Source organism: Streptococcus sp. VTCC 12886 (assembly GCF_049893425.1).
GTDB classification, from domain to species: Bacteria; Bacillota; Bacilli; order Lactobacillales; family Streptococcaceae; genus Streptococcus; species Streptococcus suis_AA.
Window position 1 is genome coordinate 65,190 of record NZ_JBMVJB010000003.1, and the last position, 25,604, is coordinate 90,793.

Below are 25,604 nucleotides of genomic sequence, written 5' to 3' on the forward strand. Positions count from 1 at the left end.
TTACTATTTTCTTTCCACGAAAGTGTGACAGCCGAAAAAAAGCTGGCAAAGCCAACTTTTAAAAGATATTTGGTTATGACGGGTAAGTAGGAATTGGTATTAAAGTTGTAGCCATTCCAAGGCCTGTTCAAGGCTATCAACCAACTTATCCGCTTTGGATTGATCCATTCCAAACTGTTGATCACGAATAGCCCATACGGTTAAACCAGCTGCTTTTGCGGCCTCAATCCCTTTGGCGCTATCTTCAAAAACCAAAATGTCCGATTTTGGAACCCCTGTTGCTTTTGCAGCTTGTTCATAAACAGCTGGATCTGGTTTGGGTGCTACACAATCCATTGCTGAATAGATTTGACTGAAATACGAGCGAATTCCCGTTTCTTTCAAGGCTCTCTCAATATCAATTCGATCAGTATTTGATGCCAGAACAAGCGGGACAGGATGTAAACTGAGTCGCTCTAAGACAGACTTGACATCTGGAAATACTCGTTCAGCGTAAGGTGTGGGACGATTCTCCTTATAAATTCGGTACTCCTCCTCCAGCACAGGAACATCCCATTTTTCGTAATCATCTCCTAAAATACGTTGCCATACTTGACCAGCACGCCCTCCAATAAAAAAGGATGGTTTCAGATGACTCACTGACAACCCTTTCGTCAGCAAGAAATCTATACGCCGCTGAAAATAAAATGATTCTGTATCAAAAATTACTCCATCCATGTCAAAAATAATTGCTTTTACCATTCTGGCCTCCTAACTCCTCTATTGTATCATAGTCAATAAGGATTTTCGATTTTCTGAAATTTTTCAACAACAAACCTTGTTCGTATTTTATTAGGCTTCTCACCAAGATTTTTCTGAACATACTGACAATTCCGCCTTATTCTGCTATAATAGAAAAAAATATTCAAGGAGATTAGAATGAAAGTGGTAAAATTTGGTGGAAGTTCCCTTGCTTCTGCCGGTCAATTAGAAAAAGTATTCAACATTGTTCAATCGGATTCTGAACGCCGTTTTGTTGTTGTTTCAGCACCTGGAAAACGCAATGCCGAAGATACAAAGGTTACAGATGCATTAATTAAGTATTACAGAGAATATGTTGATGGGAAAGATGTAACGGCAAGCCAAGAGTGGATTATCAACCGTTACCAGGCAATGGTCGATGAACTTGGTTTTTCAGCTAATAGCATGAAGAAGATTGCTGAAAACATCATTTCTCTTGCCACCTTACCAATTAATGATAACGAATTCCTTTACGATACTTTTTTATCCGCTGGGGAAGATAACAATGCAAAGTTAATCGCTGAATACTTTACTTTTAGAGGGTTACCAGCACGCTATGTTCATCCGAAAAAGGCTGGCATTATTGTAAGTTCTGAACCAGGAAATGCACGAATTCTTCCTTCGAGCTATGATAAAATTGAAGAATTGCAAAATGCAGAGGAAGTCTTGGTCATCCCTGGATTCTTTGGGGTGACTGTTGACAATCAAATTTGTACCTTCTCACGGGGTGGATCTGATATCACAGGATCCATCGTTGCTGCAGGGGTTAAGGCAGATCTGTATGAAAATTTTACAGATGTAGATGGGATCTTTGCTGCTCACCCTGGAATTATCAAACACCCACACTCTATCAAAGAACTAACCTATCGTGAGATGCGTGAATTAGCATATGCAGGTTTCTCCGTTCTTCATGATGAGGCCCTTCTTCCTGCTTATCGCGGTCGTATTCCATTGGTTATTAAAAATACCAATAACCCTAGCCACCCAGGTACTAGAATTGTTCTTGATCATACAGATCAAACTCTCCCTGTCGTTGGGATTGCTGCAGATGATGGTTTTGTCAGCATCAATATTTCTAAATACCTCATGAACCGTGAAGTCGGATTCGGGCGCAAAGTCCTTCAAATTTTAGAGGATTTAAACATTCGTTTTGAACATATGCCAACTGGTATTGATGATTTGTCCATCGTACTTAGAAATAGAGAATTGACACCAATCAAAGAAGCTGAAATTCTACGTCAATTGAAAACAAAAATGGAAGTTGATAAGGCTGAAATCGAACACGGCTTGTCTATTATCATGATTGTCGGTGAAAATATGAAGAGCCATGTCGGTGTAACTGCGACCGCAACTAGTGCCTTATCCAACCAAAATGTTAATTTAGCTATGATTTCACAAGGTGCTAGTGAAGTTTCTGTCATGTTCGTAGTCAAAACAGAAGAAAAAGAAAAAGCTTTACAGGCATTATATGCAGCCTTTTTTAACTAAAAACGTCTTCATACCTTTAGAAGTTTTTCAGTGCCAGGTCATGAATCCTAAAAAATCCAGAGTTATTAAAAGCTCTGGATTTTTCTTATTAAGCTATCATTAGAAAAGTTTATGAGTTAGTTCAAATCAACCTTTTCAGTCCATGGATTTGCTTTTGTTACAAGGACGTCATTTAATTCTTCAACATTTCGGCGACCTTGATCTGCTAACCAAGCCTTAGCAGCTTCTTCACCTTCTTTGGCAAAAATAGCCACTGCACCTTTCCATGTCGCACAACCACAGAGCACACCATTAAAGGTTGACCCTGATTCTTTTGCAAAGACAAGAGTTTCTTGGAAAAGTTTAGCTGAGACACCTGCACTCAAATATATAAATGGCAAATGAGTAGCTTCCGATTGCTCTTTGAAATAGGCTCTTGCTTCATCTGCTGTATAAACAGATTCTTCACTTGTATAGTCTTCGACAAAATTCATATTTACAGGCACTTCTACCTTAAGAACGTCTGCATTATACCGTGGTTTGCTGAATTCACGCATTGCACCATTTTTTACCTTATGAGGTTTTAAGCTTGCATACTCCCGTGAAGTTACATCCATGTCACTTGCATCATAGGTTAGAATTTCTACAAAATAAGGAATATCTTCCGCAATACATTCACTACCAATCCGTTCAACCAAAGCATGTTTAATATCATTAATTTCAGGTTTGTCGTCTACGTCATAGTACATCAAAATTTTAACCGCATCTGCACCTAATTCTTTGATACGTTTTGCTGACCAAATTGGAAGAAGATCTGGTAAACGTCCTGGTGTCGAAGCATCATATTCGGTTTTTTCATAGGCAGCGATAAACCCACAATCTGCATGACGCAGTTCAGACGCAGTCACTCCATACTCTGCATCAAGAAGAATAGAACTGGCATATGGGGTTAGTTCGCTAGAAATAACTTTTTTGAAGTCCACCAAAATATCATTAGCAAATTCTCCACCACCAGCGGCTGATGCCAACAACCGTTTCAAGGCACCTCGTTGGTCAATCGCAAGTGCTGCGATAACCTGATTTCCATTTGACAAGCGAGTCATATGTTCATACTTAGTTTGTTATAGTTGCAATTTGGTCATTAGAATCCTCCTTAAGAATACATAATAGACAATTATTAACCAAGTTTTTTTAGATGATTTTTTCGGTTGATTAGCCGAACCGTTTCACACCATCTAAATAAGTAGCTTTCAGATGACCTGCATCATCTACTACAATAAAATCAGCTGCACGACCTTCAGCAATTAGGCCACAAATATGATCAATATTGACAGAACGCGCTGGTGCTAATGAAGCCATACGTAATGCATCGGGGAGGCTGACCAATCCCCAGCTCACCACATTTTGTACAGCTTCAATCAATTCCAAAATAGAACCTGCTAAACTTCCACTTTCTTTGAGGCGAGCCGTTCCATCTTTAACAATGACTTCAAATTCCCCAAGTCTTGATTCACCCTCGCCCATACCTCCGGCTCTCATACAGTCAGTGATTAGAACTGTCTCTTTTGCTCCACGGGCCTTAACCACAATTTCCGCTGCTGCTGGATGAACATGATGTCCGTCACAAATCATTTCTGCATAAACATCATGTAAACTTAAAGCTGCACCGACCATGCCAGGTTCACGATGATGTAGTCCACTCATACCATTATAGACATGAACAAAAATATTAGCACCTGCTTCAACCGCAGCCTGCGCTTGAGCAAAGGTTGCATCACTGTGTGCTAAAGCGGTATGAATAGCTTTGCTATTTGCAAATTCAATGAATTCTTTAACTCCTTCTCGTTCTGGAGCAATAGCAATCTTATTCACCAAACCATTCGATAGACTATGCCAGCAGTCTAACTTCTCAATAGAAGGATCACTCATATACTTAGGATTTTGAGCGCCCTTGTATTTTTCTGTAAAGAATGGCCCTTCCAAAAAGATACCTTGAATTTTAGCCCCTGTTTCTTCACCTGCATGTTGACCAATCGTTTCACAGACTGCATCTAAATTTTCAGTCGAATCTGTCAGTGTTGTCGGCAACCAAGAAGTAACACCACATGCTAGCAAGCCATCTGAAATAACTTTAATTCCTTCAAAATCATTATCCATCACATCATGTGACGCAAAGCCGTGGATATGCGTATCCACCAAGCCCGGAGCGATATGATAGTCTGAGTAATCTATTATATTTCCATCTGGTTTTTCGGTAATAATGTGACCGAACTGCCCATCATCAGTAATTTCCAAATATGCATCAACTTTCTCACTATCTGCAAGAATAATTGATTTTGCTTTGATGTAGCTAACCATATTGGCCCCCTTATATTTCATATATATTTTCTTAAACTGGTAATAACCATATATGATTGTATTGTAGACCGATTCTCTTTAAATGTCAAGTAATTACTAGCATTCATTAGACCTCAATCATTAACATAAAATACTATAGGTACTTTCTTTGGAATAGACCTCCGTTTGCCCTTTACCGCTTCCAGTCATTAATTCATGTAACATCAGATTATTACACATTTTAGAACCATGAGTGTGACATTTCCCTCAGTCAGGAGATAGAGAACAAAAAAATCTATCATTTTCTGGTAGATTCGCTTACCAGCAGAAAATAATAGATTTTTGATTAAAAGTTGATTTATTTATCTTATTGATGTTTGCGAGGCAAACGATCTGTCAATAAACATACAATCTCATAATTTATCGTGCCAACATAATCAGCCCATTCTTGAACCGTTATTTCCTTGTCTTCTTCACGGCCTATCAAGGTTACTTTTGTTCCAACTTGATATGATTTCGGCAAACGGATCGTCATTTGATCCATGGAAATACGTCCAATAATTTCACAATATTGACCATCGACCAGAACATGGAAACCTTGGAGTCTTCGCACTACACCATCAGCGTATCCAACAGGAATAGTACCTATCCACTCAGTCTCAGAACTCTGATACGTTGACCCATATCCAAGAAAGGTACCAGCCTCGACTTGCTTAACATGTACGAGTTCAGAGTACAATCCCAATGCAGGTTGGAGCTTGAATGGTAGGTCTAAGGTACGTCCACTAGGATTTAGACCATACAGAACATCCCCTAATCGAACCATATTAAACACCGTATCTGCATGCCAGATACTTGTAGCTGAATTACTTGCATGTATCCAACGAGGCAATTCCGGTAACCTATCTAGCCATTTCTTAAAACGTGTCAATTGCTCGTGGAAGTAATGTGCATCTTCTTCATCTGCTGTTGCAAAATGAGTAAAAATACCCTCAAATTCAAGATCCATCTCACTCATAAGATCAAGCACTTTCTCCAACTCAGACCAGTCTCTGAATCCAATTCTCCCCATTCCAGTATCTAGTTTAACATGAACAGCTAAGCCAGCTAGATCCTGACCAGATGCTTTAACCAGCTCTAACCACTCTAAACTTGCAAGAGTGACACTGATATTTAACTTCAATGCTAAATGCAGATCGTCAACAGGTATAACTCCCAAAATCAAGATTGGGTGCTCTATTCCAGCCTGACGTAATTCGAACGCTTCATCCAGGTTTGAAACACAAAAACCTGCTACTTGGCTCGCTAACCGTCGAGCTACTGCAACAGCACCATGTCCATAAGCATTTGCTTTAATAACTGCAAATGCCTGTGTCTTTCTAGGCAAAGGTTCAATCACTTGTTCAAGATTAGCTGTTATAGCATCTAATTGAACCTCAATATAACTGGGTCGATGGTCACTTTCAATCATTATTTTCCTCCAAAATCACGCTCGCTTGCACAAATTCTCCAGAATGACTAATGCTCAGCCAAATTTTTCCACTAAACGGACTCTTCGCAATGTAGGGAGCCCCTTGGCGATTATTTAATACTTCAATATCTTGAAAACCCACTATTCCAATACCGACTCCTAATGCCTTAGAAAATGCTTCTTTGACAGCCCAACGTCCAGCCAAATATTCCAACTGTCGTCGCCCATGCAAATCCTGATAGCGTTCAAATTCTTTTGCAGTCAGTACTTTTTTTGGGAACCCCTGATGTTTTTCGCGAGCACGCTCGATAGCCTTTATATCTTGAAGGTCAATCCCATGTCCAACAATCATAAATCGTGCTCCTTCTTTATACAATATTTTAAATACTTCAAAAGACTGGACAGCCGTCCAGTCCTTCATTCATCCCTAGACCTTGTATTCACCGGTCATACTTCCATCTTATACCTAGTTTCTAAGTCAGTCATCGTTCGTTTTTCAAAATACAGGAGTATTCCAGTCAAAAAACTGCCTTGATGAGCGAAAACTATTTCTTAAATAAAAGCAGATTACTTGTGAATACAAGTTCTTATTTACGGCCGTGACAATTTTTAAATTTCTTACCAGACTGACATGGACATGGATCATTCCGATCAACACCTTCAAATGAAACAGCATCCTTAGTTTGGACAGGTTGGTTTGGCATAATGTTCTTAACTGCCGTTGTACGTGATTCTTGTACTGAGCGTTCCCGTTCAATATTGTCATGAATCTGCGCTTTCATCATGAGTCGTGTAACTTCAAACTCAATTGCACCAATCATATCATTAAACATATTAAATGATTCTGACTGGTACTCGACGATTGGATTATTCTGAGCATATCCACGTAAGCTCACTGCATTGCGTAACTGATCCATCGCATCAATATGATCTGTCCATTTATTGTCTACAACACGTAGAATGAGTACCTTCTGGAATTCGCGAATTCGATCTTCATCACGAAGCTTCTTCACTTGTGAATCATAGACTCTCAAAGCTAGTTCATACAATTCATCAATGATTTCTTTTTTATTCATTGATTTAAAGGATTCCGCATCCAATGTACCATCTTCAACCAATGTTGTATGAGCAAACTTAATAATCCCATCAATGGCTTCATCTTTTGAACCCAAGAAATGACCTTCCACTTGACGCTTAATGGTCCGCTTCATCATTGCCTTGATTTCAGGTGCCAAATCACGATCCGCTGTAATCACATCTTGACGTTGTTTGTAGATGATTTCACGTTGTTCACGCATAACGTCATCATATTGTAGAACTTGTTTACGTATATCGTAGTTATTTCCTTCTACACGTTTCTGTGCTGATTCAACTTGACGTGTAAGCATTTTCGATTTGATTACAGACTCTTCTTCTGAAAGGTTCATACGTTCCATAAACACCTTGATCCGTTCTGAACCAAAACGTTTCATCAAATCATCTTCGAGTGATAAGTAGAACTGAGATTCCCCTGGATCACCCTGACGACCTGAACGTCCACGAAGCTGATTATCAATACGGCGACTCTCATGACGTTCTGTACCAATCACACATAGTCCACCTAATTCTCGCACACCAGGACCTAACTTAATATCTGTACCACGTCCAGCCATGTTTGTTGCAATCGTAACAGCTCCACGCTGACCAGCATTCATGATGATTTGGGCCTCGCGATAATGGTTTTTAGCATTCAATACCTCATGCGGAACGCCTGCAGCAACTAATTTTTGTGAAATCAAATCAGATGTTTCAACCGAAACTGTACCAACCAGTACTGGTTGACCTTTTTCATAACGGCGCTTCACATCAGCGATAACGGCGTTGAATTTGTACTCTAAGCTTGGATACAGTAAATCTTCATGGTCAACACGAGCAATAGGTCGGTTTGTTGGAATTGGTACAACACGGATATTATAGATTTCACGAAACTCTTCTTCTTCTGTCTTACCTGTACCCGTCATACCTGCCAATTTTTTATACATACGGAAGAGGTTTTGGTAAGTGATCGAAGCACTGGTCTTCGATTCATTTTGAACAGGCACACCTTCTTTAGCTTCGATTGCTTGGTGTAGACCATCAGAATAACGACGACCTTCCATAGTACGTCCTGTAAATGGATCGATAATCATGACTTCTTGATCTTCATTTACCAAATAATCAACATCATAGGTCATGATGTAATTAGCACGAAGGGCATTGTCTAAGAAGTGAGTGATGGCTACATTTTCAATATCATATAGATTATTTAATTTGAAGAATTTTTCAGCTTTATCAATACCTGTATCAGATAAACCAATTGTTTTTGAAGGAACGTCAATAATATAGTCTTCCTTATCCAATGATTTAACAAAGTTATCCGCCAAGAAATATAGTTGATTTGTTTCAGAACCTTGAGGACCAGAAACAATCAGAGGAGTACGAGCTTCGTCAATCAGGATAGAGTCCACTTCATCGACCAAGGCATAGTTTAATGGACGTTGCACCATATCTTCTGCACGAACGACCATATTATCTCTAAGGTAATCAAAACCGATTTCTGAGTTGGTAGAGTATGTAATATCGCAGTTATAGGCTTCACGTTTTTCTAACGGTGATTTAGCGGCCAGGTTAATTCCGACTGATAGTCCAAGCCAAGAATATAACTCACCCATTTCGGTCGCATCACGGGTTGTCAAATATTCATTTACCGTAACTACGTGAACACCTTTTCCTGAAAGGGCGTTCAAATAAACAGGCATAGTCGCAGTCAACGTTTTTCCTTCACCAGTACGCATTTCTGGTACGTCACCATTGTGAAGAACAATCCCCCCCATAACCTGAACTTTATATGGATAAAGACCTAATACACGTCTAGCTGCTTCTCGAACAACTGCATACGCTTCATACAAAAGGTCATCTAAGGATTCTCCCTTGCTGTAACGTTCTTTAAATTCAGTAGTTTTTGCTTGCAATTGCTCGTCACTGAGCGCAGCCATTTCATCAGCATAAGAAAATACTCTGTCTGCCATTTTTTCAAGTTTTCTTTGCTCTCCCTTGTCATTTTCAATGAGAGAACGAAGCACATTCGTTACCATACTGTTCATCCTATTTTCTCGTTTTAGTTCAATAATATATTATACCTTGAATATGCTGTTTTGGCAAGAATACGGCTAAAAGTCAATCAAATAAAGAGAGTTTATGAAAACCAAAAAATAATTAAAGAAAAATAAGTTCATAACACAACATTTCAAAGTTTTTTAACTGTCCCAACACCTGCCTATCTAAATGTGTAAAATTTTAATATTGAAACACTTGTACTTGGGAAAGTCACTTACATTTTTTGCATGCCTTAAAATGGGGAAACTAACTTTCACATTCTATATAGAATATCCAGTCACTAATACTCAATGAAAATCAGGTCAACAAGTTCTTTTTTAAATTTCGAAGAGTATAAGATTTATCTTTCCAATATAACTTGTTATTCTGAAAAAAAGCAACCCTTTCATTAACAGGGTTGCCATTTCAATTTTTCTCACTTTTATTTTTCAGATACTTTTCTTGCTAAGGCAAAATTACCAAGAGTTGCAGAACCATTTTCAGCAACAGCTGGCGTTACGATATATTCTTTGACATCTGGTGTTGGGAGATAATCGTTCATCAAACCGACAAACTTCTCACGTACACGATTAAGCATGTGCTCTTGAGCCATAACTCCTCCACCAAATACAATTACTTGCGGACGATAAAGCAAGGTTGCCTGTACAGCTGCTTGAGCAATGTAGTAAGCCTGCACATCCCAAACTTCTGAATTCAACTCTATCAATTCACCTCGAATACCTGTCCGTCCTTCAAGTGAAGGACCTGCTGCTAAGCCTTCCAAACACCCATTGTGGAATGGGCACATTCCCTTAAATTCATTTTTAACATCGTAAGGGTGTAAGGCAACGTAAGTATGACCAGCTTCAGTATGACCCAAGCCCCCTATAAACTCACCATTCTGAATAGCACCTGCCCCAATACCTGTACCGATTGTATAGTAAACTAAGCTCTTTACCCCTTTACGAACCAGGGTTTCACCAAAAGCTGATGAATTCACATCTGTCGTGAAATAAAATGGAATGTTAAATTCCTTAGCAATTAAACCTAACAAGTCAATATTTGACCAATGTGGTTTTGGGGTTGAAGTAATGTACCCATAGGTCTGAGAGTTTGGGTCAATATCGATTGGACCAAATGAACCAATAGCAATCCCTGCTAACCGGTCCTCATAGCGTTTGAAGAATTCGACTGTTCGTTCAATCGTTTCATAAGGAGTTGTCGTAGGAAATTGCGTTTTTTCAACAACTTGGAATTGTTCATCTCCTACGGCACAAACAAACTTTGTACCACCTGCTTCCAAGCTACCATATAATTTTGTCATGTGATGTTCTCCAATAATTTTATCACTAGTATTATACCATAGAAACAAACAGAGGAAAAAGGCTATTCCACCTTTTCCCTACTCTTTGTTCAATATAATTAAGATTCCTTAAAATCGGTTCACGATCTTATTTAGCTACTTTCAAGAAATCTGCTCCGTGAGCAATGGTTCCTTCAGCAAGTGGTGAAACTTCAGCAAAGTCTGCTGTATTTGTTACGATTACCATCGTAGTATCATCTAGACCTGCTTCAGCAATTTTCGCAACATCGAATTTAGCGATTGGAGTACCAGCTTTTACTTTATCGCCAGCTGCTACTAATTTTTCAAATCCGTTACCGTTCATTGAAACAGTGTCAATACCAATGTGGATAAGAATTTCAGCACCAGAAGCTGTTTTCAATCCGTAAGCATGACCTGTTTCAAAAGCAATTGTTACTTCTGCATCTGCTGGTGCATAAACAACACCCTCAGAAGGTTTAACAGCCAAACCTTTACCCATAGCTCCTGATGAGAAGACTGGGTCATTAACATTTTCAAGAGCAACTACATTACCTGAAAGTGGAGAAACAAGAGTTTCTTCAGAAAGAATAGCTGTTATAGCTTCATTTGCTAGAGCCGCTGTTTCCTTTTCAACAGCAGAAGGTTTACCAGCAACTGGCTCTTCATCTTCATAACCAAAGAGGTATGTCAAAGCGAAACCTGCTGCAAATGATGCTGCTACCATAAGGAAGTATTGTGGTAATTGACCGTCAACATATAGAAGTGTACCTGGAATAATAGTAATACCGAAACCATTACCAGCAAGACCAAGTAGAGATGCTACAGCACCACCGATTGCTCCTGCAATAAGAGACAAGAAGAATGGTTTACGGAAACGTAAGTTCACACCGAAGATAGCAGGCTCAGTAATACCAAGGAAGGCAGAAAGAGCAGCTGGGAAAGCAAGAGCTTTCAATTTTGGATTTTTAGTTTTAACACCGACCGCTACTGTTGCAGCACCTTGTGCTGTCATAGCTGCAGTAATGATAGCGTTGAATGGGTTAGCACCAGTGTTTGCTACCAATTGTGATTCAAGCAAGTTGAAGATATGGTGTACACCTGATACGACGATAATTTGGTGTACCCCACCAATAAGGAGACCGCCCAAACCGAAAGGTAATGAAAGGAGTGCTTCAGTCGCATAAAGAATATATTGTTCAACAACGTGGAAGACTGGACCAATCACAAAGAGACCAAGTACAGACATTACAAGAAGCGTAATGAACGGTGTCAACAATAGATCGAGAACTTCAGGAACAATCTTACGAACCCATTTTTCAAATTGAGCACCAATAATACCGATGATAAAGGCTGGTAGAACAGAACCTTGTAAACCTACAACAGGGATGAAACCAAAGAAAATTTGTGGAGTTACATCACCACCAGAAGCAACAGCCCATGCGTTAGGCAATGATCCTGAAATCAACATCATACCAAGCACAAGACCAATTGTTTGGTTACCACCGAACACACGGAAGGTTGACCATACAACCAAGGCTGGCAAGATGATAAAGGCTGTATCTGTTAAGATTTGAGTATAAGTAATGAAATCAGCATTCCATTCTGTAACTCCAAGTGCAGTCATGATTGCTTCTTGAGTCAAAAGACCACGAAGACCCATGAAAAGACCTGTTGCTACAATTGCAGGAATGATTGGAACAAAAACGTCACCGAAAGTACGGATAGCACGTTGGAAGGCATTCCCTTGTTTAGCAGCTTCTGCTTTTTGTTCACCAGTAGTCGCTGTTGGCAAACCAAGGGCAACAACTTCATCGTAAATTTTATTCACTGTACCAGTACCAAAGATAATTTGGTATTGACCTGAGTTGAAGAAAGCACCCTGCACTTTTTCAAGATTCTCGACTGTATCCTTGTCGATTTTATTCTCATCAACGACCATTACACGAAGACGTGTTGCACAGTGGGCAACGCTACGTACGTTTTCGCGTCCGCTAAGAGCGTCAATGACTTTTTTTGCAATTTCTGTATTGTTCATCTTGCAAAAATCTCCTTATAAATATTTTTTGTTTTTGAAAGTGTTTTCAAACTTTCGATGCTTTAATTATATCATTTTCTAGCTACATGTCAAACGTTTATCATATTTTTTTTTGAATTTGTTAAAACCACTGTTAAAACTTGATTTTTTACAAGAAAACGTTTACTATATTAATTGAAAAAATAGAATTTTGGAGAAAATTATGGCATTCACAACTGAGGAACGTTACAGAGCTTACGCTGACTGGACACCCGAATACATTGAAAAAATTAAAAAGAATACTGAAAGTTCACCTTGGAGGACCAACTTCCATATCGAAACACCGCATGGACTCTTGAACGATCCCAATGGGTTCTCTTATTTCAATGGAAAATGGACTTTGTTTTATCAATACTTTCCTTTTGGTGCAGCCCACGGCCTAAAATCATGGGTACATGCTGAATCAACCGATCTGGTTCATTTTGAAGAAACAGGTACTGTTCTTTATCCAGATACTCCTTTAGACAGTCACGGTGCCTACTCTGGCTCTGCCATGGAATTTGGCGACAAGCTCTTCCTCTTCTATACTGGAAATGTCCGCGATAAAAATTGGGTTCGCCATCCATATCAAATCGGTGCCTTGATGGACAAGGACGGTAAAATTGAAAAGATTGATAAAGTCTTGATTGAGCAACCAGAAGATACCACCGACCATTTCCGCGATCCACAAATTTTCAACTATAAAGGGCAATATTACGCTATCGTCGGTGGACAAAATCTGGATAAAAAAGGAATTGTCAAACTTTATAAAGCTGAAAAAAACGACTACCTCAACTGGTCCTATGTTGGTGACCTAGATTTTTCCAATGATATGACGGCTTATATGATGGAATGTCCGAATATTGCTTTTGTTGGTGAGCAACCCATCCTACTTTACTGTCCTCAAGGCTTGGACAAAAAGGTGTTGGACTACGGCAATATCTATCCAAATATGTACAAGATTGGTCAGAGTTTCGATCCTGAAACAGCTACTATTGTAGAACCAGGTGAATTGACCAATTTGGACTATGGTTTTGAGTGCTACGCAACCCAGGTCTTTAATGCACCGGACGGTCGCACACTCTCTGTAAGCTGGTTGGGTCTTCCTGATGTGGAATACCCAACAGATGATTATGACTACCAAGGCTGTCTGTCATTGGTTAAAGAATTAACTATCAAGGATGGTAAGCTCTACCAATATCCAGTCGATGCTATTACCAGTCTTCGTAAAGAAGCTCAGCCGTTTTCAGCCCAAAAAGAAACCAATAATGTTTACGAATTGGAACTTGATTTTTCAGCGGGCACGAAGCACGAAATCGTATTGTTCGCAAATGAAGAAGAAAAAGGCTTGGTCTTGTCTGTAGACACTGAACAGGGCCAGATTACATTAGACCGTGGCAACTGCGGTCAGCCATTTGCTTTGGACTTTGGGACAACTCGTTCATGTGAAATTGAGCCTGGAGCAATAACTGCAAATATCTTCATTGATAAATCAGTCTTTGAAATTTTTATTAATAAAGGAGAAAAAGTATTTTCTGGTCGCGTCTTCCCAGATGCCGATCAAAACGGAATTGTCATCCGAACAGGGGCACCGACTGGAACCTACTATCACTTAGATTATGGTCGCAAAACTAACTGATGTAGCACGGTTAGCTGGGGTTAGCCCCACCACTGTCTCACGCGTTATCAATAAAAAAGGATACCTATCTGAAAAAACCATTCGCAATGTCGAGGAAGCCATGCGTGAACTAGGTTACAAACCGAACAACCTGGCACGTAGCTTACAAGGTAAATCCGCAAAATTAGTTGGTCTCATCTTTCCAACCATCAACAATATTTTCTATTCTGAGCTAATAGGACATCTGGAAAAAGAACTTTTTGATCGAGGTTATAAAACCATTATTTGTAATAGCCAACATGAATCCGATAAGGAACGTGAATATCTAGAAATGCTAGAAGCAAACCAGGTTGATGGTATTATTTCAGGCAGTCACAATTTGGGAATTCAAGACTACGATCGTGTCGTCGCACCAATTATTGCTTTTGACCGCAACCTCTCTCCTTCCATTCCCATTGTCTCCTCCGATAATTTTGCTGGCGGGATATTAGCTGCCCAAACCTTACAAAAAGCGGGATGCCATAATCCATTAATGATTACGGGAAATGACGACTCTAATTCTCCAACTGGACTACGACAAGTAGGCTTCACTTCTATTTTAGATGAAGCTAAAGTTTTTAAAATCGCAAGCGACTTATCCCCAGTAAGAAAAGAAATGGAGATTCGCTCATTACTTGAAAAATACAAACCAGATGGCATTTTTGTTTCCGGCGATGCGACAGCTATGCTGGTTTGGAATGTGGCTCGTTCTTTAAAATTATCCATACCAGAGGATATCAAATTAATTGGTTATGACGGTACGAGCTTTATTGAGAGTTATTATCCTCAATTAACAACCATCAAACAGCCATTGGTCGAGATCGCACGGTTGTTAGTCGATTTACTGATTGATAAGATTGAGGGGAAAAAACTCCCAAAAACAGACTATATTTTACCAATAACCCTTTTAGCTGGCGCGAGTGTATAAAAAAGACTGTACTTGAGTTGACATCAAGTACAGTCTTTTTCACTTTTCATTCTACAATAAAAGAAGAAACCTTATTTAGCTTCTTCTTTTATAAACTGGCTTAGTACACCGTTGACAAATTTAGCAGATGCTTCATCTGAAAATTCTTTGGCTAGTTCAACTGCTTCATTGACTGCAACACGATCTGGCGTTTCTTCAAAATATAAAATTTCAAATAATCCTAATCGCATGATATTCTTATCAATTAAAGTCAAACGATCCAAGGTCCAGCCTGATTTTAGTCTAGTGGATAATTCTTTATCCAACTCCTCACGATGATCCGCTACACCATTGACAAGATTAAGAAGGAAAAGTGGAATTTCAATTCCTTCTTGCTCATCTTCTTTATCATAAAGGTAAGAAAACTGAGCAGCTTGAACGGGTTCTTGTCCAAATTCAAGCGATACGATTGCCTGCAACGCACATTTCCGCAAGGCATGTCTATTATTCTTCATCAAGGAAATCATCTCCGAATAAATCTTTCAATGCTGGTTTTGGTGTCTTATCAGGAACAATGCCACTGACATGGATATTGACAGCATCAACTTGTACATCTGCATAATTAAGAACTGCTGTTTTAACAGCACGTTGAATATCCATAGATACGGCAGGTACATTGACACCATACTCTAAATAAACATAAATATCTGCAGTTACTCGACCTTCTTCATCCGTCTCAAGGTAAATTCCTTTATTTAGAGATGTTTTCGACCAGCTATCCGCTACTCTTTTGTTCTGGAGGGAATGTACCCCATCCACTTTAGCGGCAGCAATGCCTGTAATTACTTCAAGAACGCGTGGCGCAATAACAATTTCGCCCTGATATTCTACTGTCATAGGCTCTCCTTTCCTAAGAGGAAACGCTTAAGCGCGTGAAACGTAAGTTCCCTCTGCTGTATTAATAACAAGTTTTTGACCTGCTTCAATAAAATCTGGTACGTTAACAACAAGACCAGTCTCCATAGTCGCTGGCTTACCAGAACCTGTCACTGTTGCACCTTTGATAGATGGTTGTGTTTCAGCAACAACCAATTCAACAGTTGTTGGGACAGTGACACCAATCACTTCTGTTCCATAGAATTGAATTTTTACATCTGAGTTTTCTAAAATGTATAGTAATTCTTCTTGGATTGTAGCTACTGGAATTTCATATTGATCATACGTTTCAGTGTTCATGAAATAAGCAGTGTCATCCATTTGGTAAAGATATTGAGCTGGAACAGTCTCGATAATAGCTTGTTCAAATTTTTCATCGGGACGATAAGTTGTATCGAAAGTAGATCCTGTACGCACATCGCGCAATTTCATACGCATGATGGTGTTGCCTTTACCAGGCTTGTGATGACTTGCTTCCAAGACCTTAATCAACTTACCTTCGGCTTCAAAGGTCATACCTGCTCTAAGTTTACTTGCTTCAATCATTTGAATGTTTACCTCTTAAAAATAATTTATTCGTTTTATTTTACCACAAATCAGCAAATTTCTCAAATGACAATCAATTCTTTTGGAGCTAGCGTCAAAACTTCACACCCTGTTTCAGTGATTAATAAGTCATCTTCGATCCGAACACCATATTTGTCATCCAAATAGATTCCAGGCTCATCCGTCAAGACCATACCTGCCTTGATAGTCTCGTCAGATTTTCCAAAATACGGATATTCATGAATATCCAAACCGATACCGTGACCGATGCCATGTGTAAAGTTGGCTCCGTAACCCGCCGCATTGATAATCTCACGAGGAATAGCGTCAAACTCGCGGTAGGTAACGCCTTCTTTGGCCTGCTCAATTAAAGCCTTATTGGCGCGCAAGACCACATCGTAAATCTCACGTTCTTGATCTGTCACATGACCGATATGGATGGTCCGTGTCATGTCGCTGACATAATGCTGGTAATAGCAACCAAAATCCAGCGTCAAGGTCTCACCAGTTTGGATAACCTTTTCAGACGCTCTTCCATGAGGCATAGCAGAGCGGTAGCCAGATGCCACGATGAACTCAAATGATGCCCCTTCTGCACCGAGTTGACGCATGCGGTGGTCAAGGAAATGATTGACGTCCATCTCAGTCGTCTGACCTGGTTTGATAAAGTCAAGAACATCAATAAAAGCCTGATCCGAAATTTGACATGCACGGCGAATGGTCGCAATCTCCGTCTCATCCTTAATCATGCGCAAATCCTCGATAAAATTAGACATGGCAACCAATTGGTAATCCGCAAAGAGGGCAGACAATCCTTGGTAAAAACTATAGGTCACCTGACTGTCAAAGCCAATCTTGGTAAGACCATCTTCTTTGATGATTTTAGCAATTTCTTCCAAGGCCTGACGACTTTCAATTATGTCAAAACCTTTTACTGATGCCTTGGCTATCAAGGTATAACGCGAATCAGTCACAAACAAGCGACGCTTGCCACTGATGAAGACAGTCGCCTCTGTCCCCCAAAAACCAGTTAAATAATAAATATTATTTTGCCCTGTCACTAAGATTCCGTCAACCTCTGATTGAGCTAATTTTGCTTCAAATTTCCCAAGTCTTTTTTGCATTCTACACCTCCGAAGATTTTGTAACTATTATAGCAGAAATGAAGATAAATACCAATAAATTCTTAGGAGGACAAGCAAAAAGCCGCTAGAGCGACTTTATAAACTTGCTTATTTCAACTTCATTTTCAGGTATTGGCCTGTAAAGCTGGCTGGATTTTGAGCAACTTCTTCTGGTGTTCCTGTCGCAACAACAGTACCGCCACCGACACCACCTTCTGGCCCCATGTCGATAATGTGGTCTGCTGTTTTGATCACATCCAGATTGTGCTCAATGACCAGAACAGTATTACCGTCATCAACAAAACGAGCTAAAACCTTTAACAATTGAGCAATATCCTCGGTATGTAGGCCAGTCGTTGGCTCATCCAGAATATAGAGAGATTTACCAGTTGATCGCTTGTGAAGCTCAGATGCCAATTTCATCCGTTGGGCTTCACCACCTGACAGGGTTGTCGCAGGCTGTCCAAGAGTAACATAACCCAATCCCACATCTTGAATGGTGCGGAGCTTCCGTTCAATTTTTGGAATATGTTTAAAGAATTCCACCGCATCATTGACCGTCATATCAAGGACCTGAGCAATATTTTTCTCCTTGTAGTGTACTTCCAAGGTTTCAGAATTATAGCGTTGACCATGGCAGACCTCACATGGGACAAATACGTCTGGAAGGAAGTGCATTTCGATCTTGATGATTCCGTCGCCCGAGCAGGCTTCGCAACGCCCCCCTTTGACGTTAAAGGAGAAACGTCCCTTCTTGTAGCCACGGATTTTGGCTTCATTGGTCTGGGCAAAGAGATCACGAATATCGTCAAAAACACCTGTGTAGGTAGCAGGGTTGGAACGCGGTGTTCGTCCAATCGGGCTTTGGTCAATGTCAATCAGGCGATCCAAATGTTCAATTCCAGAAATGGACTTGAACTTGCCTGGCTTGTCTGAATTGCGATTGAGTTTCTGTGCAATAGCTTTTTTCAAAATGGAATTGACCAGAGTTGACTTACCAGAGCCAGACACTCCTGTCACCGCCACAAATTTTCCAAGTGGGAAACGGACCGTTACATCTTGCAAGTTGTTTTCCTTGGCACCTATCACCTCTAAGAAACGACCATTTCCAACACGACGCTCTAAAGGAACTGGAATTTGGCGCTTCCCAGAAAGGTACTGGCCTGTAATAGACTTTTTATTTTTAGCAACTTGATCCGGAGTCCCGGAAGCAACAACTTCTCCACCAAACACACCAGCACCAGGTCCAATATCGATTAACCAATCTGCCTCACGCATAGTGTCCTCATCATGCTCCACCACAATCAATGTATTGCCCAAATCACGCATTTTCTTAAGACTAGCAATCAGACGGTCATTGTCCCGCTGGTGCAGACCAATTGACGGCTCATCCAAGATGTAAAGGACACCAGACAGGTTTGAGCCAATCTGAGTCGCCAAACGAATACGCTGACTCTCACCACCTGATAGAGTTCCAGCTGCTCGGGACAGCGTCAGGTAGTTAAGACCAACGTTGTTGAGGAAGGTCAGGCGATCCTTGATTTCCTTGACAATAGGAGTAGCAATCGTCGCTTCATTTTCAGACAAGGTCAGATTTTCAATGACTTGCAAATGATCCGCTACGGACAAGTCAGACAACTGCCCGATATGAAGTCCCTGCTCGCCACCGACTTTAACAGAAAGGGCTTGGTCATTGAGGCGATAGCCGTGGCAGGTCCCACAGGTCAATTCATTCATGTAAGTCTTCATGACTGTCCGTGTATAATCACTATTGGTTTCACGGTAGCGGCGGTTTATATTAGTAATCAAGCCTTCAAATGGAATATCAATATCCCGCACCCCACCAAATTCATTTTCATAGTGGAAATGGAATTCCTTCCCATCAGAGCCGTTGAAAATCAGATTTTTTTCAACCTCAGTTAGCTGCTCGAATGGCGTATCCATATCTATCCCAAAGTGATTCATGGCCTGTTCCAACATTTGAGGATAATAATTCGATGAAATTGGATTCCAAGGGGCTAAAGCACCTTCACGCAAGGTCTTGCTGGCATCTGGGACTATCAAATCTGTATCCACTTCGAGCTTTATGCCAAGTCCATCACAATCACTACAAGACCCAAAAGGCGCATTGAAGGAGAAAAGACGTGGTTCTAACTCTGGCACCGTAAAACCACAAACTGGACAGGCATAGTATTCGGAGAATAGCATTTCCTTGCCGTCCATGGTATCGATGATAACATAGCCGTCCGCAATTCGAAGCGCTGCCTCAACCGAATCAAACAAGCGAGAACGAATGCCCTCTTTGATGACAATCCGATCGACTACAACCTCAATATTATGTGCCTTACTCTTTGACAACTCAGGAACTTCCGACACATCATAGACATCTCCATTGACACGGACCCGAACATAGCCATCCTTCTGAATTTTTTCAAAAATTGTCTTATGTTGCCCTTTTTTCTTACGTACAATCGGCGCCAAGATTTGTAACCGCTGGCGTTCAGGCAATTCCAAAACCTCATCAACAATTTGTTCCACTGAAGATGCCGCAATTGCACCATGACCATTGATACAGTAAGGCACCCCAACACGCGCATAAAGCAAACGGAGATAATCATTGATTTCCGTAGCCGTCCCCACTGTCGAGCGTGGGTTACGCGAGGTTGTTTTTTGGTCTATGGAAATAGCAGGGCTAAGACCTTCAATAGAATCGACATCTGGCTTATCCATATTGCCCAAGAACTGACGAGCATAGGCAGACAAGGACTCAACATAACGACGTTGACCTTCAGCATACAAAGTATCAAAAGCCAAACTTGACTTACCAGAGCCAGATAAACCAGTTACCACCACCAATTTCTCACGCGGAATGGTCACATCAATGTTTTTTAAATTATGGGCACGCGCCCCATGAATCACAATATTTTCTTGCATAATTTAAGATACAGAGCCCGTAAAACGCACGGTGAAAATAGGCGGTAAGTCCGAAATCTGTGATTTCGAAGACGCACCCCCGTCAAGACAACTAGTGCTTTCACAGGTCGAAAACCGAAGAAAGCACAGATGTCTATGACGCAGAAGCCAGTTCCACACGCTTAAACATGAAGAAACCAGCAATTTTTCACACAGCGTTTAGGGCGTGTTCAATTCCTTTCTAGATATAAGTGTGTTAAGAAAGCGAGAAGAAAATAGGAAAATGTGATGTCACTTCATGACAAAACATTTTGTCTTTTTCTCGACGCTTTTAGCACGCATTCAAATTCTTTCTAAGATACAAAGGGCGTTGTAACAGTCTGGGAGACTGTTGCAATAGGGAAATAGGGAAAACGCAGTTTTCCTCATTACACCAACATTATTAGCCCGTGTTCATTTCCTTTCTTCAAGAACTTTCATTTGTTGAAAGAGAAAAAGGTTTCGACTATATTTTTCAATCATTCAACCCCTTAAAAATCCGTATAACTTACTTATTAAACGTCTTCATATTATATCACATTTATTCAGAAAACCTTTCCGTTATGGTACTTTTTTGGTATAATAGAGGTTGCGTTAACGAATCAAATCAAAAGGAGGGCAAAGATATGAAACAGATTTTTCTATCAACAATGACTGATTTAGAAGAAATCCAAACCTTTGAACCAGGGGCTTGGATTAATTTGGTTAACCCCTCCCAGAGCGAATCTATGGAAGTAGCTGAGCACTACAAGATTGACATCGCCGATTTACGGGCTCCACTAGATGCGGAAGAATCTTCTCGTATTACAGTTGAAGATGATTATACATTAATTATCGTAGACGTTCCCATTTTGGAAGAACGGAATAATAAAACCTACTATATCACTATTCCTCTCGGAATCATCTTAACAGATGAAGCAATTATCACCACTTGTTTAGAAGAACTACCATTATTTGAACAATTTATTCATCGTCGCATACGAAATTTCTTTACCTTTATGAAATCTCGTTTTGTTTTCCAAATTCTTTATCGCAATGCCCAGCTATATCTTTCTGCCCTACGTACAATTGACAGAAAGAGCGAAGAAATTGAAAAACAACTGCATGAAGCTACGCGAAATGAAGAACTAATCGTACTGATGGAATTGGAAAAAACAATCGTCTACTTCAAAGCTTCCCTAAAAACCAATGAACGATTGGTTAAAAAACTGGCAAGTTCTACACGCTTACTTCGGAAATATGAAGAAGATGAAGATTTGTTGGAAGATACACTAGTCGAAACGCAACAGGCTATTGAGATGGCAGATATCTATGGTTCCATCTTGAATTCGATGACACATGCCTTTGCTTCCGTTATTTCCAATAACCAGAATACAATCATGAAGACATTGGCTCTCATGACCATTGTTATGTCTATTCCAACCATGGTATTTTCTGCCTACGGTATGAACTTCAAGGATAATATTATCCCATTTAATGATATTCCATATGCATTTTGGTGGATTATCCTATTTGCCTTTGCTATTAGCTTATCACTTACCTTCTACTTCATTCGTAAGAGATGGTTTTAACTTAAGGAGATGAATATGTCATTTACAGAAATCAACGGATTGACGAAGAAAAATCAAGAATTTATACATATTGCTACTAACCAACTGATTAAAGATGGAAAATCGGATAGCGAGATTAAAGAGATATTAGAAGAGATTCTACCGACTATCATCGAGAATCAAAAAAATGGTATTACTGCACGTAACTTGTATGGAGCACCTAGTGAATGGGCAGCTAGTAAATCTACTTCTGCTAAAGAGAAGAACGACCAAGTAAAATACAATGAAAATCCATGGCTCATGTGGGTCGACTCTAGTTTGCTTATGTTAGCAATTATCGCTGGCGTCAATGGATTGATGAACCTCTTCGGTCAAGGTGCTCAATACGGTCTAGTTACTTTATTAGTTATTGGTTTTGGAGTCGGCGCTGGTATGTACTTTATGTACCACTTCGTTTATAGAGAGCAAATCAAAACTGGTCAACGCCCTAAATTATTGAAGGCCATCGCTTTCCTTGGACTCGCTACCTTGGCTTGGTCAGTCGTCTTCCTTCTAGCTGCATTGATTCCATCATCACTCAATCCTGTTTTACACCCTATTGTTACTATCCTTATCGGAGCAGCAGCATTCGGTATTCGTTATCTTTTGAAAAAGAAATACAATATCCGAAGTGCTATGACACCTGTTCAATAAAAAACAAAGCGATTTGATTTCCCAGTCGCTTTTGTTTATCTATACAGTCCAGCTATCAAATAATCTGATACTCAATGAAAATCAAAATCAGACTTGCTCCAAAGGTTCGGGGAACCTTTGGAGGTTGGAAATACGCGAACCTAGTTCGTATCGCTCTGATGCAGATAGAACTGAAGTTCCCCAAACCAAGTCAACAACGTCTGATTTTGATCTTCGAAGAGCATGAGCAATCAACTACTGTGCTGAGATGTTGACACAAACTTTGAGAATCGGTGCTGTGCTTGAGCCCAGTCTCAATTCGCTTTCTCATTTTCATGCTCGTGAAAAAACAGTCCATTCTGTCATTGCGCTTTTCACATTTCTATGGCGCAAGCTAAAAAGACCCGTCAGGGTCTTGATTCGCCTTCTAATTTCCGAGCTCATGAAAAAACAGTCCATTCAAGGACTGTTTTTTTACTAATCTTCGTTTACGAATGGCAAAAGAGCCATAACGCGAGCACGTTTGATAGCTGTTGTTACTTTACGTTGGTTTTTAGCTGAAGTTCCAGTTACACGGCGTGGAAGGATTTTTCCACGTTCAGAAATGAAACGGCTAAGAAGCTCAGTATCTTTGTAATCAACATATTCAATTTTGTTAGCTGCGATATAGTCAACTTTTTTACGGCGTTTGAAACCGCCACGACGTTGTTGAGCCATGTGTGTTCTCCTTTATATTATTAGTTTCTGACCTAGAATGGAAGGTCATCGTCTGATATATCCATTGGATTACTTGCTCCGAATGGACTTTCTTCTCGAGCGAAGTTCGGTGTAGATTGCGCAGGCGCTTGATAAGGCGAGTTGTAATCATTGCCACCAGTAAAGGAATTACCAGCTGAATAACCGCCCCCTTGGCCATCACGGGCAGTACGGCTTTCCAAAAGTTGGAAACTTTCTGCAACTACCTCTGTAACGTAGACACGTTGTCCCTGTTGGTTATCATAGCTACGAGTCTGAATACGACCTGTAACACCAATCAGCGCACCTTTTTTAGCCCAATTCGCCAAATTTTCAGCTTGTTGGCGCCAAATGACTACGTTAATAAAGTCCGCTTCCCGTTCACCATTTTGATTTTTAAAATTGCGGTTAACCGCCAAGGTAAAAGTCGCAACAGCCTGGTTAGACGGAGTATAACGAAGTTCTGCATCACGGGTCATGCGACCAACCAATACTACATTATTAATCATACAATACCTTCTTACGCGTCAAGTTTGATAATCATGTGACGAAGAATATCGCCGTTGATTTTTGACAAACGGTCAAACTCTTTAAGAGCTACATCGTTGTTTGCTTCAACGTTAACGATGTGGTACAAACCTTCGCGGAAATCTTTGATTTCGTATGCAAGGCGACGTTTTTCCCATACTTTTGATTCAACGATAGTTGCACCGTTGTCAGTCAAGATAGAGTCAAAGCGTGCTACCAAAGCGTTTTTAGCTTCTTCTTCAATGTTTGGACGAATAATATAAAGAATTTCGTATTTAGCCATTGATATGTTCCTCCTTTTGGTCTAATGACTCATGGTCTAGCCACGAGTAAGTGAGGGATACTCACAGAAAATAATTATACCATAATATAGAAAATGTGCAAGAAAAATACTTTACTGAAAACAATTTCACACTCAATAATCTATACAACAATCGCTTTTGCGACTTCTTCTGTTGTCATACGCGAGAAATAATGAGTAGTATCAATCTCTTGAAGTTTAGCAAGTACATCCGCATATTCATAACGTGTACCAACAAGTAACTCCTCAACATCAGAGACATCACCAATACCGAAGAAATCCCCGTAAATCTTAATAGATTCAATGATGGATTTTTCAGTCTTAATGTAGGTTGTAATTTTACCAGCTGGGTAACGGACGTTGCGCTCAACTGTGTATTCTGGTGTTTGACCATAAGTCCAATCCCATGTTGCAAACTGCGTATCACGGATTTCTTGGATTCGAGCCAAATCATCCTCAGTCAACACATATTCATCCATTTCTGGATATTCTTGCTTCATTTGATTGAGAATGGCATCTTTAAATTCCAGAACAGTCATTTTTTCTGGTAACTCACTGTTAATGTTGGTTACGCGGGCACGAACGGATTTAACACCTTTGGACTCGATTTTGTCTTTGCTGACTTTAAGAGCACTTGCTAGGACAGACATATCAACATCAAAGAGCAAGCAACCGTGGTGCATCATACGGCCTTTTGCATATGCTTGGGCATTACCACAAATTTTCTTGCCGTCAATTTCAAGGTCATTACGACCAGTAAAGTTAGCCTCTACGCCGAGTGTTGCAAGAGTATCGATAACGGGCTTAGAGAAAGTTTTAAAGTCAAATGCTCCTTCTTCAGATTTATTTGAAATAATGGTGTAGTTGAGATTGTTTAAATCATGGTAAACCGCTCCACCACCAGACAAACGGCGAACGACATGGATACCATGAGCATCTGTATATTCCTTGTTAATTTCTTGGATAGCATTTTGATGCTTTCCAATGATGATAGCTGGTTCATTAATCCAAAGAATAAAAATTTCATCAATATCAGTTAATTCTTTGAATGCATAGGCTTCTAGGGCAATGTTGTAGGCTGGGTCATTGCTGTTGTTTACGATGTATTTCATGCAAAACTCCTTTATTGTTAACTAATTTTTATTATAGT

The 25,604-nt window shown here is 40.0% G+C and carries 21 protein-coding genes and 1 pseudogene; 5 read left to right on the forward strand and 17 right to left on the reverse strand.

The genetic code is table 11. The annotated features are described in order from the left end of the window. Positions 1–99: 99 nt before the first annotated feature. Entirely contained in the window at positions 100–741 is a 642-nt protein-coding gene (locus tag ACPC57_RS01610) for an HAD family hydrolase (protein WP_171989353.1), read from the reverse strand. Positions 742–918: 177 nt separating this feature from the next. On the opposite strand from ACPC57_RS01610, the gene ACPC57_RS01615 reads away from it, so the two are divergent. Beyond that, positions 919–2,268, forward strand: a complete 1,350-nt coding sequence (locus ACPC57_RS01615; protein ID WP_274504574.1) for an aspartate kinase — start codon at positions 919–921, stop codon at positions 2,266–2,268. Between the two features lie 116 nt (positions 2,269–2,384). On the opposite strand, the pseudogene ACPC57_RS01620 reads toward ACPC57_RS01615, so the two are convergent. The 7 genes and pseudogenes from ACPC57_RS01620 to ACPC57_RS01650 form a co-directional block, all read right to left on the reverse strand. Next, positions 2,385–3,389 (reverse strand): annotated as a pseudogene (locus ACPC57_RS01620) (tagatose 1,6-diphosphate aldolase). Positions 3,390–3,459: 70 nt separating this feature from the next. Continuing rightward, positions 3,460–4,605 (reverse strand): N-acetylglucosamine-6-phosphate deacetylase, encoded by a 1,146-nt coding sequence (gene nagA / locus ACPC57_RS01625; protein WP_289649224.1) that lies wholly within the window; start codon positions 4,603–4,605, stop codon positions 3,460–3,462. 346 nt (positions 4,606–4,951) lie between these two features. Beyond that, positions 4,952–6,055, reverse strand: coding sequence for an alanine racemase (alr, locus tag ACPC57_RS01630; RefSeq protein WP_434065358.1), 1,104 nt, complete (start codon positions 6,053–6,055; stop codon positions 4,952–4,954). Continuing rightward, a complete protein-coding gene (gene acpS, locus ACPC57_RS01635) occupies positions 6,048–6,407 on the reverse strand; it encodes a holo-ACP synthase (RefSeq protein WP_130554654.1) in 360 nt (119 codons plus the stop codon). The genes alr and acpS overlap by 8 nt, the downstream gene beginning before the upstream one ends. 235 nt (positions 6,408–6,642) lie before the next feature. Continuing rightward, complete coding sequence (gene secA, locus ACPC57_RS01640) at positions 6,643–9,168, reverse strand: preprotein translocase subunit SecA (RefSeq protein WP_434066167.1); 2,526 nt, start codon at positions 9,166–9,168, stop codon at positions 6,643–6,645. A gap of 443 nt (positions 9,169–9,611) precedes the next feature. After that, positions 9,612–10,493, reverse strand: a complete 882-nt coding sequence (scrK, locus tag ACPC57_RS01645) for a fructokinase ScrK (protein ID WP_274504570.1) — start codon at positions 10,491–10,493, stop codon at positions 9,612–9,614. A 127-nt stretch (positions 10,494–10,620) separates the two neighbouring features. Next, positions 10,621–12,528, reverse strand: a complete 1,908-nt coding sequence (locus ACPC57_RS01650) for a sucrose-specific PTS transporter subunit IIBC (protein WP_434066168.1) — start codon at positions 12,526–12,528, stop codon at positions 10,621–10,623. A gap of 202 nt (positions 12,529–12,730) precedes the next feature. Between ACPC57_RS01650 and ACPC57_RS01655 the strand changes: the two genes are divergently transcribed. Both ACPC57_RS01655 and ACPC57_RS01660 read left to right on the forward strand, forming a co-directional pair. Beyond that, on the forward strand, positions 12,731–14,185 hold the full coding sequence (locus tag ACPC57_RS01655; protein ID WP_289649228.1) for a sucrose-6-phosphate hydrolase: 1,455 nt from the start codon (positions 12,731–12,733) through the stop codon (positions 14,183–14,185). Further along, positions 14,166–15,131 (forward strand): LacI family DNA-binding transcriptional regulator, encoded by a 966-nt coding sequence (locus ACPC57_RS01660; RefSeq protein WP_434065355.1) that lies wholly within the window; start codon positions 14,166–14,168, stop codon positions 15,129–15,131. The genes ACPC57_RS01655 and ACPC57_RS01660 overlap by 20 nt, the downstream gene beginning before the upstream one ends. 71 nt (positions 15,132–15,202) lie before the next feature. On the opposite strand, the gene nusB is transcribed toward ACPC57_RS01660, so the two are convergent. The 5 genes from nusB to uvrA form a co-directional block, all read right to left on the reverse strand. Then, a complete protein-coding gene (gene nusB / locus ACPC57_RS01665) occupies positions 15,203–15,637 on the reverse strand; it encodes a transcription antitermination factor NusB (RefSeq protein WP_434065354.1) in 435 nt (144 codons plus the stop codon). Beyond that, positions 15,615–16,007, reverse strand: coding sequence for an Asp23/Gls24 family envelope stress response protein (locus ACPC57_RS01670; RefSeq protein WP_434065353.1), 393 nt, complete (start codon positions 16,005–16,007; stop codon positions 15,615–15,617). Before ACPC57_RS01670 ends, nusB begins: the two co-directional genes overlap by 23 nt. Positions 16,008–16,034: 27 nt before the next feature. After that, positions 16,035–16,592, reverse strand: coding sequence for an elongation factor P (efp, locus tag ACPC57_RS01675; protein ID WP_024391541.1), 558 nt, complete (start codon positions 16,590–16,592; stop codon positions 16,035–16,037). Positions 16,593–16,654: 62 nt separating this feature from the next. Further along, on the reverse strand, positions 16,655–17,716 hold the full coding sequence (locus ACPC57_RS01680; RefSeq protein ID WP_434066169.1) for a M24 family metallopeptidase: 1,062 nt from the start codon (positions 17,714–17,716) through the stop codon (positions 16,655–16,657). A gap of 108 nt (positions 17,717–17,824) precedes the next feature. Next, on the reverse strand, positions 17,825–20,650 hold the full coding sequence (gene uvrA / locus ACPC57_RS01685; RefSeq protein ID WP_277837986.1) for an excinuclease ABC subunit UvrA: 2,826 nt from the start codon (positions 20,648–20,650) through the stop codon (positions 17,825–17,827). Between the two features lie 644 nt (positions 20,651–21,294). On the opposite strand from uvrA, the gene ACPC57_RS01690 reads away from it, so the two are divergent. Together ACPC57_RS01690 and ACPC57_RS01695 are read left to right on the forward strand one after the other, a co-directional pair. After that, the gene (locus ACPC57_RS01690; RefSeq protein WP_024391538.1) at positions 21,295–22,239 is read left to right on the forward strand and encodes a magnesium transporter CorA family protein; all 945 of its coding nucleotides are present in this window, start codon (positions 21,295–21,297) and stop codon (positions 22,237–22,239) included. A 15-nt stretch (positions 22,240–22,254) separates the two neighbouring features. Next, the gene (locus ACPC57_RS01695) at positions 22,255–22,911 is read left to right on the forward strand and encodes a DUF1129 domain-containing protein (protein WP_434065351.1); all 657 of its coding nucleotides are present in this window, start codon (positions 22,255–22,257) and stop codon (positions 22,909–22,911) included. Between the two features lie 456 nt (positions 22,912–23,367). Here ACPC57_RS01695 and rpsR read toward each other — a convergent pair whose 3' ends face one another. From rpsR to ACPC57_RS01715, 4 genes are all read right to left on the reverse strand, one after another. After that, the gene (rpsR, locus tag ACPC57_RS01700) at positions 23,368–23,607 is read right to left on the reverse strand and encodes a 30S ribosomal protein S18 (protein WP_002939250.1); all 240 of its coding nucleotides are present in this window, start codon (positions 23,605–23,607) and stop codon (positions 23,368–23,370) included. 32 nt (positions 23,608–23,639) lie between these two features. Beyond that, entirely contained in the window at positions 23,640–24,134 is a 495-nt protein-coding gene (locus ACPC57_RS01705; protein WP_434065927.1) for a single-stranded DNA-binding protein, read from the reverse strand. An 11-nt stretch (positions 24,135–24,145) separates the two neighbouring features. After that, the gene (gene rpsF / locus ACPC57_RS01710) at positions 24,146–24,436 is read right to left on the reverse strand and encodes a 30S ribosomal protein S6 (RefSeq protein WP_277836863.1); all 291 of its coding nucleotides are present in this window, start codon (positions 24,434–24,436) and stop codon (positions 24,146–24,148) included. A gap of 140 nt (positions 24,437–24,576) precedes the next feature. Further along, positions 24,577–25,566: a lipoate--protein ligase gene (locus tag ACPC57_RS01715; protein WP_277836864.1), complete on the reverse strand. Its 990-nt coding sequence runs from the start codon at positions 25,564–25,566 to the stop codon at positions 24,577–24,579. Positions 25,567–25,604 lie beyond the last annotated feature (38 nt).

Bases quoted from the DNA above. Each gene is read 5' to 3' on its own strand.
- ACPC57_RS01610 (WP_171989353.1), bottom strand. From the start codon at position 741: ATGGTAAAAGCAATTATTTTTGACATGGATGGAGTAATTTTTGATACA.
- ACPC57_RS01615 (WP_274504574.1), top strand. From the start codon at position 919: ATGAAAGTGGTAAAATTTGGTGGAAGTTCCCTTGCTTCTGCCGGTCAA.
- nagA (WP_289649224.1), bottom strand. From the start codon at position 4,605: ATGGTTAGCTACATCAAAGCAAAATCAATTATTCTTGCAGATAGTGAG.
- alr (WP_434065358.1), bottom strand. From the start codon at position 6,055: ATGATTGAAAGTGACCATCGACCCAGTTATATTGAGGTTCAATTAGAT.
- acpS (WP_130554654.1), bottom strand. From the start codon at position 6,407: ATGATTGTTGGACATGGGATTGACCTTCAAGATATAAAGGCTATCGAG.
- secA (WP_434066167.1), bottom strand. From the start codon at position 9,168: ATGGTAACGAATGTGCTTCGTTCTCTCATTGAAAATGACAAGGGAGAG.
- scrK (WP_274504570.1), bottom strand. From the start codon at position 10,493: ATGACAAAATTATATGGTAGCTTGGAAGCAGGTGGTACAAAGTTTGTT.
- ACPC57_RS01650 (WP_434066168.1), bottom strand. From the start codon at position 12,528: ATGAACAATACAGAAATTGCAAAAAAAGTCATTGACGCTCTTAGCGGA.
- ACPC57_RS01655 (WP_289649228.1), top strand. From the start codon at position 12,731: ATGGCATTCACAACTGAGGAACGTTACAGAGCTTACGCTGACTGGACA.
- ACPC57_RS01660 (WP_434065355.1), top strand. From the start codon at position 14,166: ATGGTCGCAAAACTAACTGATGTAGCACGGTTAGCTGGGGTTAGCCCC.
- nusB (WP_434065354.1), bottom strand. From the start codon at position 15,637: ATGATTTCCTTGATGAAGAATAATAGACATGCCTTGCGGAAATGTGCG.
- ACPC57_RS01670 (WP_434065353.1), bottom strand. From the start codon at position 16,007: ATGACAGTAGAATATCAGGGCGAAATTGTTATTGCGCCACGCGTTCTT.
- efp (WP_024391541.1), bottom strand. From the start codon at position 16,592: ATGATTGAAGCAAGTAAACTTAGAGCAGGTATGACCTTTGAAGCCGAA.
- ACPC57_RS01680 (WP_434066169.1), bottom strand. From the start codon at position 17,716: ATGCAAAAAAGACTTGGGAAATTTGAAGCAAAATTAGCTCAATCAGAG.
- uvrA (WP_277837986.1), bottom strand. From the start codon at position 20,650: ATGCAAGAAAATATTGTGATTCATGGGGCGCGTGCCCATAATTTAAAA.
- ACPC57_RS01690 (WP_024391538.1), top strand. From the start codon at position 21,295: ATGAAACAGATTTTTCTATCAACAATGACTGATTTAGAAGAAATCCAA.
- ACPC57_RS01695 (WP_434065351.1), top strand. From the start codon at position 22,255: ATGTCATTTACAGAAATCAACGGATTGACGAAGAAAAATCAAGAATTT.
- rpsR (WP_002939250.1), bottom strand. From the start codon at position 23,607: ATGGCTCAACAACGTCGTGGCGGTTTCAAACGCCGTAAAAAAGTTGAC.
- ACPC57_RS01705 (WP_434065927.1), bottom strand. From the start codon at position 24,134: ATGATTAATAATGTAGTATTGGTTGGTCGCATGACCCGTGATGCAGAA.
- rpsF (WP_277836863.1), bottom strand. From the start codon at position 24,436: ATGGCTAAATACGAAATTCTTTATATTATTCGTCCAAACATTGAAGAA.
- ACPC57_RS01715 (WP_277836864.1), bottom strand. From the start codon at position 25,566: ATGAAATACATCGTAAACAACAGCAATGACCCAGCCTACAACATTGCC.